The sequence below is a fragment of the Bremerella sp. P1 genome, assembly GCF_028748185.1.
GTDB lineage: Bacteria > Planctomycetota > Planctomycetia > Pirellulales > Pirellulaceae > Bremerella.
Genome location: NZ_CP118164.1, coordinates 6798629 through 6816812, shown reverse-complemented (window position 1 = coordinate 6816812; position 18184 = coordinate 6798629). Strand labels below are relative to the sequence as shown.

At 57.1% G+C, this 18184-nt stretch carries 8 protein-coding genes; 4 read left to right on the top strand and 4 right to left on the bottom strand.

The annotated features are described in order from the left end of the window. Positions 1-43 precede the first annotated feature (43 nt). Together PSR63_RS27550 and PSR63_RS27545 are read right to left on the bottom strand one after the other, a co-directional pair. Positions 44-3034: a WD40 repeat domain-containing serine/threonine protein kinase gene (locus tag PSR63_RS27550; RefSeq protein WP_274329440.1), complete on the bottom strand. Its 2991-nt coding sequence runs from the start codon at positions 3032-3034 to the stop codon at positions 44-46. A 125-nt stretch (positions 3035-3159) separates the two neighbouring features. After that, entirely contained in the window at positions 3160-3738 is a 579-nt protein-coding gene (locus tag PSR63_RS27545; protein ID WP_274329438.1) for an RNA polymerase sigma factor, read from the bottom strand. A 290-nt stretch (positions 3739-4028) separates the two neighbouring features. On the opposite strand from PSR63_RS27545, the gene PSR63_RS27540 reads away from it, so the two are divergent. Then, the gene (locus PSR63_RS27540; RefSeq protein ID WP_274329436.1) at positions 4029-7907 is read left to right on the top strand and encodes a DUF6797 domain-containing protein; all 3879 of its coding nucleotides are present in this window, start codon (positions 4029-4031) and stop codon (positions 7905-7907) included. A gap of 24 nt (positions 7908-7931) precedes the next feature. Here the strand turns inward: PSR63_RS27540 and PSR63_RS27535 are convergent, their stop codons facing one another. Then, on the bottom strand, positions 7932-9281 hold the full coding sequence (locus PSR63_RS27535) for a DUF1552 domain-containing protein (RefSeq protein ID WP_274329434.1): 1350 nt from the start codon (positions 9279-9281) through the stop codon (positions 7932-7934). After that, the gene (locus PSR63_RS27530; RefSeq protein ID WP_274329433.1) at positions 9278-11401 is read right to left on the bottom strand and encodes a DUF1592 domain-containing protein; all 2124 of its coding nucleotides are present in this window, start codon (positions 11399-11401) and stop codon (positions 9278-9280) included. Before PSR63_RS27530 ends, PSR63_RS27535 begins: the two co-directional genes overlap by 4 nt. Before the next feature lie 397 nt (positions 11402-11798). Between PSR63_RS27530 and PSR63_RS27525 the strand changes: the two genes are divergently transcribed. The 3 genes from PSR63_RS27525 (at position 11799) to PSR63_RS27515 (ending at position 18080) form a co-directional block, all read left to right on the top strand. Next, positions 11799-14213 carry an ankyrin repeat domain-containing protein gene (locus PSR63_RS27525; protein WP_274329432.1) on the top strand — a complete coding sequence of 805 codons (2415 nt, stop codon included), beginning with the start codon at positions 11799-11801 and terminating at the stop codon, positions 14211-14213. Positions 14214-14496: 283 nt separating this feature from the next. Then, the gene (locus PSR63_RS27520; protein WP_274329430.1) at positions 14497-16668 is read left to right on the top strand and encodes a peptidase domain-containing ABC transporter; all 2172 of its coding nucleotides are present in this window, start codon (positions 14497-14499) and stop codon (positions 16666-16668) included. Between the two features lie 62 nt (positions 16669-16730). Beyond that, positions 16731-18080 carry an HlyD family secretion protein gene (locus PSR63_RS27515; RefSeq protein ID WP_274329428.1) on the top strand — a complete coding sequence of 450 codons (1350 nt, stop codon included), beginning with the start codon at positions 16731-16733 and terminating at the stop codon, positions 18078-18080. Positions 18081-18184: the final 104 nt, after the last annotated feature.

Here is an 18184-nt window from a genome sequence, read left to right as displayed (position 1 = left end):
TGGTGGTTTTGGGAAGGTGTGTTCTGAGCAGTGCGAACAGCAATTATAGCGTCGGCAACTCATCGATCACGATTTGGCGGTCGTGGGTTCCACCAGCGGAAATCACAAGATTGTCGGGCGTCACACCGACGCCGGGCGGGCCATACTTGGCGGGACCCAACTGATGCGAATGCATGCGTTTGATGAGGGTTCCGAGCTCGGCGTCCCAAACGCTGATGCCTCCTTCCATATCGGCCACGACAAGCCTTCTTCCATCCGGAGCAAAGGCCATGCGGCATCCCATTCCCTGGTCGCTGGCACGCTCTTTGTCGAGTTCGAAGAGAATCTTGCCCGTGTTGATGTCCAGGATCGCGAACAGCGACTGGCCATGTTTTCGGCTCGTCGCCGCAAATCTGCCGTTGCTTGAGAACACCAGTTCGCTGCGTACCAGGGTGGTCTTTTCCATGGCCGTACGGTGAGTGAGAAACACACCGTTTTCTGTCTCTTCCACGTCGAAGCGAATATGACTGTGCCGCAGTCCTAACGTGAGGTACCTGCCGTCGGGGCTGACCGCGGGGTAGGAAGCGTCAGCATTTTCGTTCGAATGAATAACCTGCTCCGCCAACTGCTCTTCCGTCTCCCAGTTCCAGACACTCAGCAGGCGGGGAGGAAATTCCGTTTGCTTTCGAGCGTTACCCACCGGCTTCGAGTAGTAAAGGCAAGCCACCCAGTTGCGGTTGGGAAAGGCCGCAAACCGAACATTGCTCGATAGATAGATGGTTGATAGAGACTTGCCGGTATTCGGATCCACCGCATGGATGACTGCCCCGCCTGAGACCAAAATGACTTTGCCATCCCCAGAGTACGCGAGCTGTGAGACTTCACCACCCAAGATATGAAGTCGATTCACTTGCTTTCCGGTTGCGGTATCCCAGATGAGGATGTCACCGGGCGTATCACTGCCGGTCGCGGCAAAGTGTCTACCATCGGGTGCGACGGCCAGTTTATTCATCGCCCCAGGTGCATTGATGGTCATCTTCTGGAACGTGCTCGGTTTCTTGCGGAAGGGATCATTCGAGACCGTGGGCATGGATACGGACGAAGCCTCCGCCATCTGTGGAGCACTGCCTGAATCGTGCGAGCTGTCGCCCGGGGCAACGCTGGCAAGTTCCTCTAGCGGCTGATCGGCGAGCAGTTCGATCTCCAAAATAGTTTCTCCATCGCGGGCGACGGTAAACTGGTCGCTGGCCAGGCGAACGCCTCCGACCGTCACGGAAATCAGTCCTTGCTTTCCGCCGCCGGGAAGCACGAATTGATTATTCTGTGGGTCGAGTTCGAGAAACGCGTCGCCAATCTTCAGCTGTAGCTTGTGGTCGGTGGCTTTCGCTTTCTTGGTCTCGTCGATGGCAACGGTCTGCCCGTCAATTAAGACTTGCAGTCCTTCTAACTCACCGACGGTCTCGATGCGAACGGTGCCGTAAGGTGTCCTCATGAGGAAGATGCCAAGCACCATCAGCAGAAAAGCACCTCCGCCGCATGCGAGCCACGCCCACGTTCGCTTCCGGCCATTACCACCGGCCTTCGTGGACGTCTTGCGCGGCTTGATCTCTAAGCTGGAGACCGCGTCTTGGTCGCCTGAGGGAAGAAGTTGCGTTTGCTGAGCGACACGTGGAGCACTAGCGTGGCCTGCGGCCGATTGCTCGGCGATGGTGAATCTCCCGGAGTTTTCTTCCTCGCTTTCGGAGGATTCACGCGGCGCTGTCAGGTAGCTGCGCAGGGCCTGGGCGACGTCAGCCATCGATTGAAATCGCTGCGACGGATCTTTCTCCATCATCTTGTCGACGATCGCTTCCAACTCTGGCGCAACGTCCGGGCGAATTTGCGAGAGCTTTGGCGCGTCGGTGCTAGTGATCTTGTAAGCGAGTTCCGCGATCGAGCTTCCTTGAAACGGCAACTGGCCGGAAAGGAGTTCATAGAAGATCACTCCCAACGCATAGATGTCGGTCGTGGGACCTACCAGGTCGTGCTTACCTTGGATCTGTTCGGGGGACATGTAGGCGGGCGAACCAAGGAGTGTTCCTTCATGGGTCATTCGCGAGGTCGTATCGGTTTGCAGCGCCAGGCCGAAGTCCATCACAATCGGCTCGCGCTTCTGATCAACCATGATGTTGCCGGGCTTCAAGTCGCGATGCACCACGTTTTGATCGTGTGCTTCCCGCAGAGCCTGGGCCAACCGAAAGATGAGCACGGCCGACGAACGTTTGTTGGACGACTTGGTCGAACTGATATAGTCCGACAGGCAGCGCCCTTCGATATAGGCCATCGAGATGAAGTGCCGCCCGTTGATCTCGCCGACGTCGAACACCTGGCAGATGTTGCGATGCTGGAGCTTTGCCGCCGCGCGTGCTTCGCGCTCGAACCGGGCCACCAACGTCGCGTTATTGGGATCGCGAAATGATGGCGTCTTCAGGGCAACCTGGCGATCGAGCTTGGTATCGTGCGCCAGGTAGACTTTTCCCATCGCTCCGGCCCCCAACTCTTCGAGCACACGATACCGTCCAAATTCGACCGGCAAGTTCTCGAAGTCTTGCTTCGGCTTGGGGTGCGTTTCGTGCGAGGCCGGTCCCTTGGTATTGCGGGCGGTCGACGATGACGGTGTCATATTCGGCAACTCTTCCGAAAACGCATCGAACAACTCGGGATAGCGTGACTGGTATTCTTGCGGATCTGGCTCGTGTCCTGCTTCGGCACGGACCTGGTATTCATAGGCCAACAGCTGCGGAGTGATCAGGTCTTTCGACGCTGGTTCGGCGACTTCGGCCAGGTAGGCTTCGAGCAGTCTTCCTTGGCCTGAACTCCAGCCTCGTTGCAGATCGACTTTGATCAGCTCGACCAAGGTGGCTGCCCGGGCGTGATCGGACAGGTTGCTGGAGATATCGGGAGCAAAGTTGGCGAACTGACCACTCGTCCAGCCTTCTTCAAAGGCCATCAGAACCTGTTCTAGTTCGTCTCGCTCGGCTCGGGACAGGCAAGCCAGGGGATCTTGGATGGACATGCGTCTACCTGTGATCGTTTAAGTCGAAAACCCACGGATAGAATCGTCGAATAGTCCTTGGGCACAACTAGGATCGCATTCCGAGACGCGAGTGTCACATCGAATCCGACTTTTTTTAAATTGCCTTAAATTACGTCGAATCGCTCACGCAAGCGTTCGTCGAGCAAAGTACAGATTCGATGGACCGTTTGCCGGGAAATGGCAAGATTCTCGGCGATTTCGGACTTGTTTTTCCCCTCAAGCCGCGCGGCAAGGATCAGGCCTGCTTTTTGTGGCAGTCCCTCCAAGACCAGATCCACTTCTTCCCATAACGCGATCGCATCTTCCGGCTGGGGGGCCTGAGCGAGGAAACTGAAGTGCTCAGGTAGTTCTTGTTCCGCAGCCACGTCGCGTTTGTCTGCTTTGTGCCGTCGAGCATACGAGCGGGTCTTGAAGATGGTGATGGTGACCAGCAGATTCCAGAGTTGGCGATCGGTCTGGATGTCGAAGCTGCCTTGCTCGTGTCGCCGAAAGAAGGTCCGGAAGACCGACTGCACAACGTCCTCGCCGTCGAATCGTCGATCGAGCTGAGGTTCGATCTTGCCGGCCGCCAGTCGTGCAAGACGCTGAGAATAGATCGCAAAAACACGGCCGACGGCGTCTTCGTTTTGGCGATTCAAGCCATCGATCAGCGTTTGCCGCAGGTGTGATTCGTGCTGGTCCATCGACATCGGCTCTTGGTTCAGCCCACAAAACGTAAGCGTGAGGAGGTCGTACGGAAAGAAGAAACAAATTCAGGTCGAGACCAGTCTACACGATCGGATGACCCGCTGCTGAGGTACCGACTGTGCGCTGCGATACGCCTGGGCCGTCGCGAAATTCATAGAACGCCTAGTAGGCAGCTGTTAGAATAGGTGAGTGAAGCCACCGATCGCCGAGCATGATGCCAATCGATCGAGTTAACGACACCCCATCGATGCCCGCCCTTCCCTCTCTTCTCCAGCGAAAAGTATCTATGATTCAGTCGCAACGAAGTCTTTCGACGCTTGCTCTACTCGTCGTCGCGCTATCTGCTCAAATCGTGCTAGGGCAAACGCTCGAAGAACAGCTCCAGGCCATCGATCCCAATCAACTGGCAACCGAAGCCAAGCAGCTAGGCGATGCGAAGCGGGGAGCGATCCTCTTCTATCAGCCGCACATGGCGTGTCGGTCGTGTCACGCGATTGATGATCAGGCACCACTAGGGCCGGACCTGACCCAGTGGAAGAAGCTTCCGTCGGATGCCGACCTGGTCGACGCGATCCTGGCCCCGTCGAAAGCCATTCGCGAAGGCTTTGAAGCGGTCAGCGTTTTGACGGTCGATGGTAAAGTGATCACCGGCCGCCAGGTCGAAAGCACGCCACAGCACGTCGTGCTGCAAGAGTTAACCGGCGCTCAGCTGCGACACACGATCCCCGTCGACGATATCGAAGATCAAACCAACGGTAAGCAGTCGCTTATGCCGTCTGGCCTGGCCAATCAGCTCTCGGGTCGGCAGCAGTTCCTCGATCTGGTGCGATACCTGATGGAAATTCGCGATGGTGGTCGGATCGCCGCACGAAACCTGGAGCCGGCTCCTCATCTGTATGCGGTGAAGCCGATTCCTGAGTATGAAAAACGAATCGATCACGCCGGCATCATCGCCGAGCTGGACGACGCCAGTTTCAAACGCGGCCAGGCAATCTACGAGCGGGTCTGTGCCAACTGCCACGGCACGCACGACAAGGCCGGCTCGCTGCCGACCTCGCCGCGCTTCGCTAGTGCCAGGCTGAAGAACCGCATCGATCCGCACGGCATGTATCAAACGCTGACCCATGGCTTCGGCATGATGCAGCCGCAAGGATGGATGGTGCCGCAGCAGAAGTACGACGTGATTCACTACATTCGCGAGGCGTACTTCCAGAAGAACAATCCCACGCAATACGCGAAGATCGATGACGCCTACCTGAAGGGCCTGCCTGCCGGCGACTTCCGCGGGCCGGAACCCTCGCCGATGCGCCCCTGGATCACGATGGACTACGGTCCGTCCCTGATCAACACCTACGAGGTGGGAAACGACGGTTCCAATTTCGCTTATAAGGGAATTGCTACCCGGCTGGATGACGGAGCTGGCGGCGTCTCGCGTGGTAGCCGCTGGATGGTCTTCGATCACGATACGATGCGCATGGCCGCGGCCTGGCAAGGAGAAGGCTTCATCGACTGGCAAGGCATCCACTTCGACGGCAAGCACGGCGTCCATCCGCATGTGGTCGGTGAAGTTCTCGCGGAAAACAAAACGGCTCCTGGTTGGGCCAATCCTGAGAATGGCTCGTTCGACGATCCCCGTATCGTTGGTCGCGACGGTCGTCACTACGGCCCGCTGCCGGGGTCATGGGCGCAATACCACGGGCTGTACCGCCACGGGAACGAGCGGATCATCAGTTACCAGGTTGGCGACGCCGAAGTGTTGGAGATGCCTGAGCTGCTGGTGAACTCGCCGGCGGTATTTGCTCGCCAATTCGAGATCGCCCCGCGCGACCATCAACTGGTGCTGCGTGTCGCCGACTTGCCAGGAGAAAGTAGCGGGCCAGCTCAGCTTAAGAAGTGGAGTGACGACGGCTCGGCCTTTGTGGTTCATACCGGTTCGGAGAGTACACCGGTGAGCGATGAAGTGACGTTCGATGGTTCTACGTTTGCGGAAGTCGCCTCCGGTGATGCGTTCGACATGACCAAATCCGATTTCAGCATCACTGCCCGCATCCGCACCAAGCAAGGCGGCACAATCTTCGCTCAGACCACGCCAGGACCCAAGTGGGTTGCCGACGGCAAGGTCTTCTTCGTGCGAGGTGGTAAGCTGTGCTACGACATCGGCTGGGTGGGGGTCGTGCGGTCGAAGAAGAACGTCGACGACGGAAAGTGGCATGACGTCGCGATGACCTGGGACCAGGAAACGGCTGCCGTATCGCTATGGATCGATGGAAAGCTCGACCAGCAGAAACCGCTCCGACCGAAGCAATCTCTCCAGAACACCGTCGTGAGGATCGGCTACGCCAGCCCGAACTTCCCCGACCCAGGCCACTTCCAAGGAGAGATCGAATCCGTGAAGTTCTTTGGCGAGAAGCTGGACGCCGCCGCGATCGAAGATGCGAAGAAGCAGCCATTCCCGATCGCCAACTGGAGTACTGCCGCGGCGGACGACGGCCACTTGGTCAATCAATCCGGAAAGCCGTACCACGCCAAGATCACCCGTGGCACGCCCAAGGCGGCTTCTCCCAATTACCTGGTCGCCGGGCTGAAGAATCCTCCGGTCGATGCGACATTCCGATTAGCTGGCCAGTCGCTGCTCTTGGATCTGCCAGCCAGTAACGAGACAACGAAGTTCACCTTGTGGTTTACTTCCGCGGCAGATGCGGAGAAGGTCGACCAGGTCGTCAGTGCTGTGAAGCTGACCAGCAGCGATATTCCAGATCTTCAGGCCGCCACCCAAGGAAGCCCTGCCCGCTGGCCGGAAGTGATTGAGACGAAAACGGTGCAAGACGAAAGTGACGGCGCGTTTGCAGCCGACGTGTTGACGTTGCCTGAGGCCAACCCGTGGAATGCCCAGGTGCGTTTGACCGGCTTCGACTTCTACCCCGGTGGCGATCGTGCGGCCGTGTGTGCTTGGGACGGCGACGTCTGGTTGGTCGATGGTCTGATGGCCAAAGACGGCACACTCCGCTGGCGCCGCATCGCTTCTGGTCTGTTTCAGCCGCTAGGTTTGAAGATTGTTGACGGCACGATCTACGTGACGTGTCGCGACCAGATCGTCATTCTGCGAGACCTCAACGGCGACCTGGAAACCGACTTCTACGAGTGCTTCAACAATGACCACCAGGTGACCGAGCACTTCCACGAGTTTGCCATGGGACTGCAGGTCGACGACGACGGCAACTTCTACTACGCGAAGTCGGCTCGCCATGCCAAGACGGCGGTCGTTCCGCATCATGGAACGCTCTTGCGAGTTTCGCCTGACGGAAGAAAGACCGATATCCTGGCCACCGGCTTCCGAGCGGCCAACGGCGTGTGCTTGAACCCCGACGGCTCGTTCGTGGTGACCGACCAGGAAGGCCACTGGAACCCGAAGAACCGCATTAACTGGGTCGAAGAAGGTGGCTTCTATGGCAACATGTATGGCTACCACGATGTGACCGACGAGTCGGACGAAGCGATGGACCCACCGCTGTGTTGGATTACCAACGAGTTCGACCGTTCGCCGGCCGAGCTGTTATGGGTGCCGGAAGATTGCTGGGGCTCGCTGGGCGGATCCCTGCTCAACCTTTCGTATGGTTACGGCAAGGTCTATGTCGTGCCGTTTGAAAGTATCGACGGCCTGAAGCAAGGAGGCATGTGCGAACTGCCACTGCCGCAGTTCCCCACCGGGACTGCTCGTGGCCGCTTCAATCCAGACGACAGCCAGTTGTATGTGTGCGGGATGTTTGCCTGGGGGAGCAATCAGCATCAGCCTGGCGGCTTCTACCGCATCCGCCGCACCGAACAGCCGGTCTATTTGCCTGTTGGATTGAAAGCCACCACAGACGGCATTCAAATCACGTTCTCGGATAAGCTCGATCCCAAGACATCGACTAGTCCCGAGAACTACGCCATCACCGCATGGGACTTGCAGCGCAGCAAGAACTATGGATCGAAGCACTATAACGAGCGAGCCTGGAAGGCCAGCGCGGCGAAGCTTTCCGCCGATAGAAAAACGGTCACGTTGACTCTGCCTGATATCGAACCGACCTGGGGCATGGAGATCCGCTGCTTCCTGAAGTCGGAAGAAGGGGCTCCGGTGAACGTGCGGATTCACAACACGATTCATCGCCTGGGCGAAAGCTAAGGCGATGAAAAGATGTGATTGGCATTAGGCCCGAATTGAATCGATGGTGCCGCTGCTGTCGGCAAACTCGTCGATCGAGAGTCCCATCATCTGGGCTTGGGTGAGCCAGAGATTCGCCAGCGGGGTTCCCTCTGGCATGTTGATATGCTGGCCCGATCGAACTTTGCTGCCACCGCCTGCCACGACAATCGGCAGGTCGTTGTACTGATGGGTCGATCCATCGCCCAGCCCCGAGCCGTACGTGAATAGCGTGTTGTCGAGCAGCGATGTGCCGTCGGCTTCGACAATGCTATCCATCTTGGCCGCCAGGTAAGCGTACTGCTGCATGTGGAACTCGTCGACTTTCAACAGGTCGTTAATCATCTTCGATTGATTGTGCGACATCCCGTGATGGCTGCGCGGTTTGTCGAACAGGCTCTCGAACATGAACGGCGTATCCCACCGTTCGGGGCCGACCATGAAGGTCGCCACGTTGGTCAGGCCGGTCTGCAGCGCGGCCACCATCAAGTCACCCATCAAGCGAATGTACTCGCCACGCGGAAGGTAGGCCTCCGGCGGTTCCTCGAGATCGACTTTGGAAAGCTCATTCTTCATTGATTCCAGTCGATCCATCTGCAATTCGATGGCTCGGATTGAATCAAAGTACTCCGCAAACTTATGGCGGTCGGCATAACCCAACTGCTTCTGAAGGCTGTTGGCATCTTCCAGCACCAGGTCGGTCACGTCGCGCAGGCTATCGGTATCTTGCGTCGAGAAGAGCCGGCGATACATTTTGCGTGGATCGCGGATCGAAGGAGCCAGGTGCCCGGTGCCGTACCACGAGATGTTGTCGAAGTAGATCGACTCTTTGTTATCGCGATGGCTATTGCAGCTGAACTCTAACGTACGAAACGGCGTGTTCGTGCCAATTTTGTCGGCGACCAGGTGATCGAGTGTGCGATCCAGCGGCCATGCCGTGCCCTGGATGGTGTACGGCTTGGCACTACTTAGGTAACACGAGGCACACTGCGCGTGAACGTCGGTCCCTTGCTGGAAGGTACGGTCCATGCCAGTGATCAGGTTGATCTTGCTTTTGAGGCCTTCCAGCGGCTTCATGGTCGGTGTGAGCTCGTCCAGCGTTCCTTGTCGGAAGTTGGGGTCTTGCTTGTCGAGCGACTTCATCACGTTGCCCATGTTGCCCACGGGAATTTTGCCGTTCTGTTCGCCCGGAAAGAACCCTCGTCGCACGACCCCGATCGGCACGTAGAAAAACGCGATCCTCTGCCGCACGGCTTGGGGCGCCGCGGCGCCGGCAACGCTCGCCAGCCAAGGCAGGGCGAGCATCGATCCACCTGCTCCGTGGAGAAAACGTCGACGACTGAGCGACTTCGTCATGGACTCACCTTTTGAGATAGCTGCGTTGGGTTCGATTTGTCTGGGCTACGTTTGGCCAGGAAAGGCCGGCTGAGGATCACTTGCTTCAGCATGGTTTGCATTTTGAAATCATCTGCCTGAGCATTGGCGACAATGGTGTCCAAGGCGATTTCATCGGACGGTACCAACTCGCGAGCCAGGGAGAATGAAAGCAGGTGTCCTGCCAAGGCGCGGGCAAAGCGTGGCTCTTCGTCCAGGATCGCGTCTTTGAACTCGATGATGTCGGTGAACTGATGCTTGCCGAACAGCTTGCCGGAAACATCGACTTCGCGCCCATTGTCGTACTTCTCGCGCCACGTGCCGATGGGACTGTAGTTTTCCAAGGCAAACCCCAACGGGTCGATCTGTTCGTGACAGCCACGGCAATCGGATCGCTCGCGATGCAATGCCAAGCGTTCGCGCAGGGTGAGGTTTTCTTCACCTTCCTGCGGCTTTTCGGCCAGCGGCGGCACGTCGGCCGGCGGCGGTTTGGGGGGATTGTTGAAGATCACCGCCGCGATCCAGGCACCGCGCGTGATCGGCTGCGTGCGCTGCGGACCGGAAGTCATTGTCATGATCGCGGCATTGGTGATCATGCCCCCGTTTCGGCGATCGGTGATTGGTACACGCTCGAACTTCAAGACGGTGACATCGTTTCCTCTTACCCGCTTGGCGGCATCGGGAGACGCCAGTTTTCCATAGGCATCTTCGAGAAGTCGCGAGCGATAGGTGAAATCGGAATCGATCAATTGACGAATCGGCTGATTCTCGATCAGCACGGTCTCGAAGATCAGCAGCGGCTCGAGCATCATATGCATGCTGTCGCGATACCGCGAGAAGTAAAAGTTCGGATAGCGTTCAGGATCGGGGACCGACGAGATGATCCGTTCCAGTTGCAGCCACTGGGTGGGGAAGCTATCGGTGAACCGTTTCATCTTGCCGTCTTTCAGCATGCGTTCGATCTGCTGATCGAGCACCTCCGGCGAGCTGAGTTGGCCAGCGGCTGCCAGGCTCAGGAGCTTCTGGTCGGGGATACTTCCCCAAAGGAAAAACGATAGTCGTGAGGCGAGTTCAAAATCGTCAAGCGAGGTCGACTCCGCCCCTTCACTCTTCTGATCGTACAGATACAAGAATTTGGGCGACGATATTACCGCGGCGGCCGCAGACTTCATCGCCTCGGGGAACGCGACCTCCGCGTCAAGCTGCCGCGCGATGAACTGTGAGTAACGATCGAGCACTTCAGGTTCGACCGGACGTCGGAAGGCCCGGGTCAGAAAGATTTCGAGCCGGCGTCGTGCTTCTTCTTTGACATTCTGGTTGGCATCAGGCGGAGCGAAAAATGCTTTCCAGATGCCCACTCTTCGGGGCGTGAAATCGGGGCTCTCAACGATCGACTTGCCAAGCTTGAGAAACTCTTGCATCAGCAAGGGAGAAAGCGTGAGGTGATCGCCCCGGTTATCGAAGCCATGTTCGGCCCTCAGATCTTGCGGAATGACGACAACGCCAGCCAGGCGAGGTTCAATCATTTGCGATTTACCCATGGGTCGGCTGCCCACCGAAACGACCTTCGGCATCTGGCCGGTCTGCGGTTGGAAGTAACCGCTGTGGTCACGCATCATGCGTTCGGGCAAGCTGAACACGACGCAGTTCAGATCGAACAAGTCAACCACGGCGTTGTTGTACTGAAAGCGATTCATCCGCCGCATCGGAACGTGCGGCAGCGATTCTTCCTTGGCCACGGCATTGTGCAGCCGCGTGTTTAACTCGCCAATAAGTTTTAGCGATAGGTCGTCTTCCAGAGGCGCCTCGTCCTCAGGCGGCATCGCGCCGAATTCGATTGCTTCAATGATCTGCCGCAGCAACTCGGCATCGGACTCGTGGCCTTTGGTCGTAAACGATCGCAGATCGACATCGCCCGAAAGGTCTTCGGGGTCGGCCCCATGACACTTAACACAGCGTGTCTGAATGGTGTGGGCCAGCACATCCGTATTTGCCATGGGCTCGGCAGAGAGCCCAAAGCTGCTTCCGAGCGTCAACGCCAAGCCGATCGCGGCGATCCAGCCCGATTGAAAGTGTTTTCTTTGCCAACGTGATTCAAACAACGGAAAGCCTCCGCGCGGCGAGCCAATGTCAAAAACCGGAAGGGATGTTCCGAGGCGGAACGAACTGCAGGACAGGGACCTGTTCGATAATGCCGCCAAAAGCAGCAGACAGCGACAGGATTTAGGGGGAATGGGAAAAGGCACAAGTAGGAAGGTAGGTCTCAAAAGGCAAGTCTTACTTATAACAGAAAATCGCACGCTCTACTAATTCTTTTCGGGCGAGAACGGCGCCACTGATTTCCGCTGAAGACGCGCAAACACAACATTGACAAAACAATTCCCACGCAGGCAACCTCGTTGGTACCATGCGATTGGACCAGGAAGATGAAGCAAGATTCAGCCTCGAGGACTGCCCATGCCGTGTGCCAATCGAGTGAGAATACCGAGGCGAACGTGGTTGCTGACGTTGCTGTTGGCTGCGGTGGCCATTGCTCCCTGCGCGGGGGACGAACTGCAAACATACTCGGTCGAGCTGGCTTCGGTCGATGTTTCCACACAGATCGCTCCCGAGCCGCAAGGGGGCAGCACGCTTAAGCCCTGGAGCCGACCTGGCTACCAGGAGCTGAAAGATGCCATCTGGCGAGGCAACTGCGCGGCCGTGCTGGCCAATGGTGCGGACCCCAACGCGACCAGCCCCGAAGGAGAACCAATCCTTTTCTTGGTGCTGGATAACCGGGGAGGTAATCTTGAGTTTTTGCTCAAAGCAGGTGCTGATCCCAACGGAAGAGACCAGTTCGGGCGTACGCCGCTATCGGCGGCCATTTTCCGCGGCAACGTATCGTCCGTCGAACTGCTACTGAGATACGGTGCCGATCCGGAGTTGAAAAGCTCGGGAAAGACCGTGGTCGAATCGCTTGCTCCTTGGAATAAGGGTTGGGCGAAACACTTGAAAGCGGTTCCCGAGCCGCTCAAGCAAGAGCCCCCGATCACTGCCCCACGCATCCGGCATCCTGATGCCGTGTACGGCAGTCGCCTCTTTCGCCAGGCTTTTGGCGGCGAAGCGCTTGTCTATTCGGCGGATAGTCGTCAAGTCATTGCTGGTGATCGCGACGGCGCGATTCGTTTCTTCGATGCCAGGACAGGTGAAATCCAGAACGTGATCGCCGCGCATCAGCGGGAGGTTTGCGAACTGGCCCGTGTTCCCGGGACGGATCTACTTGCTTCCACTTGCAACGATGAACTGAAGTTATGGCATCCGAATACGTCACGGGAACGAATGCGTTTGAAAGGAGGTGGGCGTGCACTTTGCGTTTCGCCAAGTGGTCGCTGGATCTTTTCCGGTAAGCACCTTTGGCGAATCGATTCGCTCAGTCCTCTGCGTTTGTCCCCCAGAGGAATTGGTTTCACAAATGCTGGCAAAGAGATGGGGATATCATGGGCTTTCTTTACGCCCGATGATCGGTATTTGATCTTGGGAGTTTACCGGGGCAATGTCTGCATCTTTGACACGAGCCAGTTTGTCGTGCACGCGATGACGAACCTGAAGACTGCCGCCATGAAGTCGCTTACTTGGGGAGACCTGGCCGGTTACGTCGATATCGCAGCGGCAACGCCAGAGGACCTTTTGGCGTTGTCTCCCAACGAGTTCGCAATTCTGGTCGCGGATACCGACACGCTCAAAGCGTTTCGCCCGATCTTGGAGGCAGGTATCGCCCAAGAGAACTCCTTCTTGTTTCCGCAGCCACGTACGTTGGCGTGCTCGCCTGACGGGCAGTTCATGGCGTCGATGAGTGGTGCCAGTCGGATTGACGTGTACGACTTGGAGCAAGATGGAAAGCCAATTGCGTTGCACGGGCATACCAACGCGATTGGCGCCGTGGCAGTGTCTCCCGACGGTAGCCTGCTTGCCACAGCGGGAGGCGATTTGATGGTCCGCTTCTGGGACCAGGCAACCGGTCAGCCACTGGAGGAAATGTCCTGTGGTATGAGTGCGAACTCTCTCAGTTTCTCCCCGGACGGGGCTTACCTGGCCATTGGCTGCAGCATGTCCCGTCTTTATCTGGTCGACTTGGCAGACGGCCATCAAATCCCGCTTCGTGGCGAAGGACCGATGAATGGATTGTCGTTCAACGCGACCGGGGATCGGTTGTTTGCATTGAGCAGTCAGTTGATCTCCTTCGACGTAAAATCCCGTGAGAGACTTGCTTCGATTCCGGCGCTTAAGGCCCAGCAGCGACCGATCGCGGTGACACCGGATGGATTGATTTTTGGCGGAGGTGTTTCGGCATGGAGATTGGATGAGAACCAGCTTGTTCCACAGGAAGAAATCATCTCGGAGGCCATGAATAACTATCTCGGTCGGGTCTACACGGTCGCGGTGTCGCCGGATGGTTCGATCCTGGCGGCGTCCGGGGGAATGGACGGTGCGATAAAGCTTTGGGATCTCGCGAATGACAAGCCCATCGGTCAAACCATGTATGGGCATACAAAGGGGATGTTGCGTTTGAGCTTTTCACCGGATGGAAAGCGATTGGCCTCGGCTTCGTGGGACGGAACTGCGAGGGTTTGGGAGATTCCCACGGGGCGTCCGCTATTGGTGCTCGATGCGGATGTGGGTGCCGTCTCGGACCTGGCCTTCTTGCCTGACGGCAACCTGGTGACGGGCAACGCACTGGGAACAGCTCACCTGTGGGATCTCAACAAGCGACTGGAAGACCAACGAACTTTTGTGGGTGATGAATCCGCCACAAATCGACCGATTCCGAGGACGAAGACCGAGGAAATGTCGCCCAAAACCATGGAATTTCGGTCCCATCATTTCTTGCCCAAAAGTGCTGTTACGGGTAGCCGCAGGCAGGAGCCGACGAAGTGACCAGCCTACTTAGGGCATTTTCTGGCCGTAAATCGATGTTTTTGCCTTGAATTTCCGGCTTTTTTCCTTCAGAGATGCCATCTTGTAGCAGTGGATCGTGGTCCTTGATCCCCCTGAATCATTGGCAACGGGGAATACTCGGCCACTGTCGATCTATTGTCGCGGCCATCGAAATTTTCTATGCCAGGGATGCAATAAATCAATTATTCCATGCCGTGATAGGCACGATAATTTACGGTTAAGGAATCTGCCGCGCAGATGCATATTTGAAAGATCGCACACGATGACGCTTGGACGGCCAACTGACTGGGAAGATGCTTCACTCCGCGGGGCTGCGGACGTGCTGGCGCAGTTTGCTGATGCCGCTCGGGTCACATTCGACCGTGGGCAGGCTCGTCGACTGTTGCACGAGGCCGAACGCGCGATTCCCGGTAGCGATCCAGCAACGTGGGGGTGCCGCCTGGTCGAAGTGGGTGAAAGCATCAATCTCAAGGTGCGAACCCTCGATGCCAGCATCGATCGCATTATCGAGTTCGTCCAAGACGGAACACCGGTCGCCCACGGCTCGGAGGACGAGTCGGGCGAGATACGTTGGCGGATAATTCTTCAAGCACGAGGAAGCAAGGTCCTTGTTCGCCAGCCTCAATCGGATAACACGCAGTGGATATCACACGGGGCGTTGGCCAAAGAGCTGGCACTATCCGCGAAGGATTCCAAGTGCCGCTGGATTGTCGGACAGCCGGCTCTCAGTTGTCAGTCTTCCGGTCGGCCGACCAACATCCCCTCGAGCAAGCAAGGAGCGAAGCCCTTCAACCGACTGATCTCGCTCTTCATGCCAGAGAAGCGAGACCTGTGGATTCTGTTGATCTTCTCAGCGATCGTTGGTTTGTTGGCCCTGGCAACGCCGGTCGCGGTGGAAGTGCTGGTCAACACGGTCGCATTCGGTCGTTATCTGCAGCCGGTCATCATTCTCGCGGTGCTGTTGTTCACCTTCCTTTTGTTCGCTGCCGCGATGCGGGCTTTGATCATCTTCGTGGCGGAAGTTCTTCAGCGACGTATTTTCATTCGCGTGGTTGAGGATCTGGCTTACCGTCTGCCGCGCGTCGAACAGGAAGAATTCGACAACGTTCACGGTCCCGAATTGACCAATCGCTTCTTCGACGTGGTAACCGTCCAGAAGTCGACCTCGGCGCTTCTGTTGGATGGTGTCGCGATCATCCTGCAAACGCTCATTGGTATGGCCGTGATCGCGTTTTATCATCCGTTTCTGTTGGGCTACGACGTCGTTCTGTTGATGCTCATCATCCTCGCCGTTTCGGTACTCGGACGCGGGGCCATCAAAACGGCGATCAAGGAATCGAAAGCGAAGTATGCGGTTGCCGAGTGGCTCCAGGAGTTGGCCCGGCATACCACCGCATTTAAGATGAACGGCGGGCAGACCTACGCCCTGGAGCGAGCCGACGACCTGGCCGTGCATTGGTTGGAAGCACGTCGATCGCATTTCCGCATCCTGCTTCGGCAGATCCTCTTCGTGTTGGGGCTCCAGGCAGTCGCCGCGACGATCCTCTTGGGCTTGGGGGGCTGGCTCGTCGTGTCGGGTGAAATGACGCTCGGTCAATTGGTTGCCGCTGAGCTCATTGTGATGACCATCCTCTCGTCGTTTGCCAAGTTAGGAAAACACCTCGAAAGCTTTTACGATCTGTTGGCTTCGATCGATAAGTTGGGTCAACTATTCGACCTGAGCATCGAGCAGCACGATCGATTGTTCCATCTGCGGGAAGGGGAACCGGCACAAATGTGCTTCCGCAGTGTTTCCCTTTCCAATCACGAAAAGCCGGTCTTTTCGGACCTCAATATCGAAATCGAAGCAGGCGTTTCGCATGGAATTTACGGTGACTCCGGTGCCGGCAAGTCGACGCTGCTGAGTCTGTTGTGCGGGCTGCGTCATCCCAACAAAGGGGGCGTCGAACTCGACGACATCGACATACGCGAGCTTCGCCCTGACTCGCTTCGCGAGCACATCGCACTGGCAGGCGAAATCGAGATCTTCCACGGAACGATTCACGAAAACATTCATCTCAATCGAGCACACATCAACGCCCGAGACGTCCACGATGCCTTGGCGACGGTCGAGTTGTTGGACGAATTCCAAGACCTGCCGGATGGGCTCAACACGGTTGTACAGACGCACGGGCATCGGCTCTCGCGTAGTCAGGCCGCGCGTGTGATGCTGGCCCGAGCCATCGTGGGGCATCCACGGATGCTTCTTTTGGACTGTGTGCTGGATGGCCTTTCCGACGATCTGGCCGATCGTCTGCTAGCTCGCTTGCAAGAGGAAAAGAGCTGGACGCTCGTAGTGGCGACGTCGCGGAAGCGGCTTGCCGAACAGTGCGAACAGCAAATCTCCCTTCGATCCGGCGGCACTTCCCAAAATACCAAGGTAAATACGCAGTAAAACAAATCAATTCTAAGGGTTATGAGCAGCAATTTCCGATGAACAGAATGGGTTTGACGAACATGACGACCACCGTACAGACGCGCGATGATAGCTTGCCAGCATTGAAGCTGGTTCAGTCATCGCGTTGGGTTTGGCGGTTGGCCAACGCGCTGCTGGTCATGCTTCTGCTGTGCATCGTGGGCATGATTTTCGTGCCGTGGCAGCAGTCGGCTCGCGGGGCTGGACAAGTCGTTGCCTACGCTCCGCAAGAGCGGCAGCAAATGGTGACCGCTCCGACCAAGGGAATCGTGTCCGAAATCATGCCCGACCTGCGAGAAGGATCGCCCGTGAAGAAGGGAGATCTGATTCTCGAAATGGAGCCGGCCGCGGCGAACCTGGTCAACCAATTGGAAGGGTCCGTGCGAGACCTCGATGCCAAGATCGAGACGGCCCAAACCAAAGTCGAGGTGTACGGACGAAATGTTATCGATTTCACGGAAGCCAAAAACGCAGCCGTTTCCGCCGCCGACCAACTGGTGGAAGCTGCCAAGGCGAAGTGGGATGCCAAACGAAAACTAGTGCCTGGCTACGAAGCCAAGCGATTGCAGGCCCAGCTGAATCTGGATCGCCAGAAGAAGCTGTTTGACGAAGGCCTGCAGTCGGAAAAGGAATTGGAAAAACTCAAAAAGGATCTCGACGTCGCCCAGGCCGACTTGGAGTCGGTCAAGCTTGATGTCGAGGCCGCGCTGGGTGAACTGGAAGCGAAGAAGAACGAACGGATTCAAAAGGAGCGAGAAGCCCAAACCAAGGTCGACTACGCCAAAGCGATGCAGCAGGAAGCCTTGGGGCAGGTAGCCACCGCCAACAAAGAACGCCGCGACGTCAACATCAAGCTTTCCGAACTTCAGCGATTGAAAATCAGAGCCCCCCGCGATGGTACCTTGTATCGGGTCGAAGTATTCGAGCAAGGGCAAATGTTAAAGGAAGGAGATCCCCTGTTCACGATTGTCCCTGAGACAACTCAGCGGGCCGTGGAACTGTGGATTTCCGGGAACGATGTTCCATTGGTTCACACAGCCGATCACGTTCGGCTGCAATTTGAAGGTTGGCCTGCCGTGCAGTTTGCCGGTTGGCCTTCGGTTGCAGTGGGTACGTTCGGCGGAACCGTTGCGAGTGTCGATGCCACGGATGACGGACTAGGCAATTTCCGGGTGTTGGTCGTACCAGACGCCGACGCCGAGAATGCCTGGCCCGACGACACCTACTTACGACAAGGCGTCCAAGCCAACGGCTGGGTGATGCTGAATCAGGTTCCCTTGGGCTATGAAATATGGCGACAGTTAAACGGATTTCCTCCCACAGCCGCCGATCGCAAGGCCAAACCCAAAGGCAAGGATGCCACAAAGCCCAAGGTCAAGCTTCCCAAGTAAGACCAGCGGTAGTTGCATTGTTTGCGTTTGCGTCAGCCCTTGCGCTGTTGGGTTGCCGCACGTCTTCGCCGAGCCCTCCTGCTTACTCGGAACACGTCACCGCA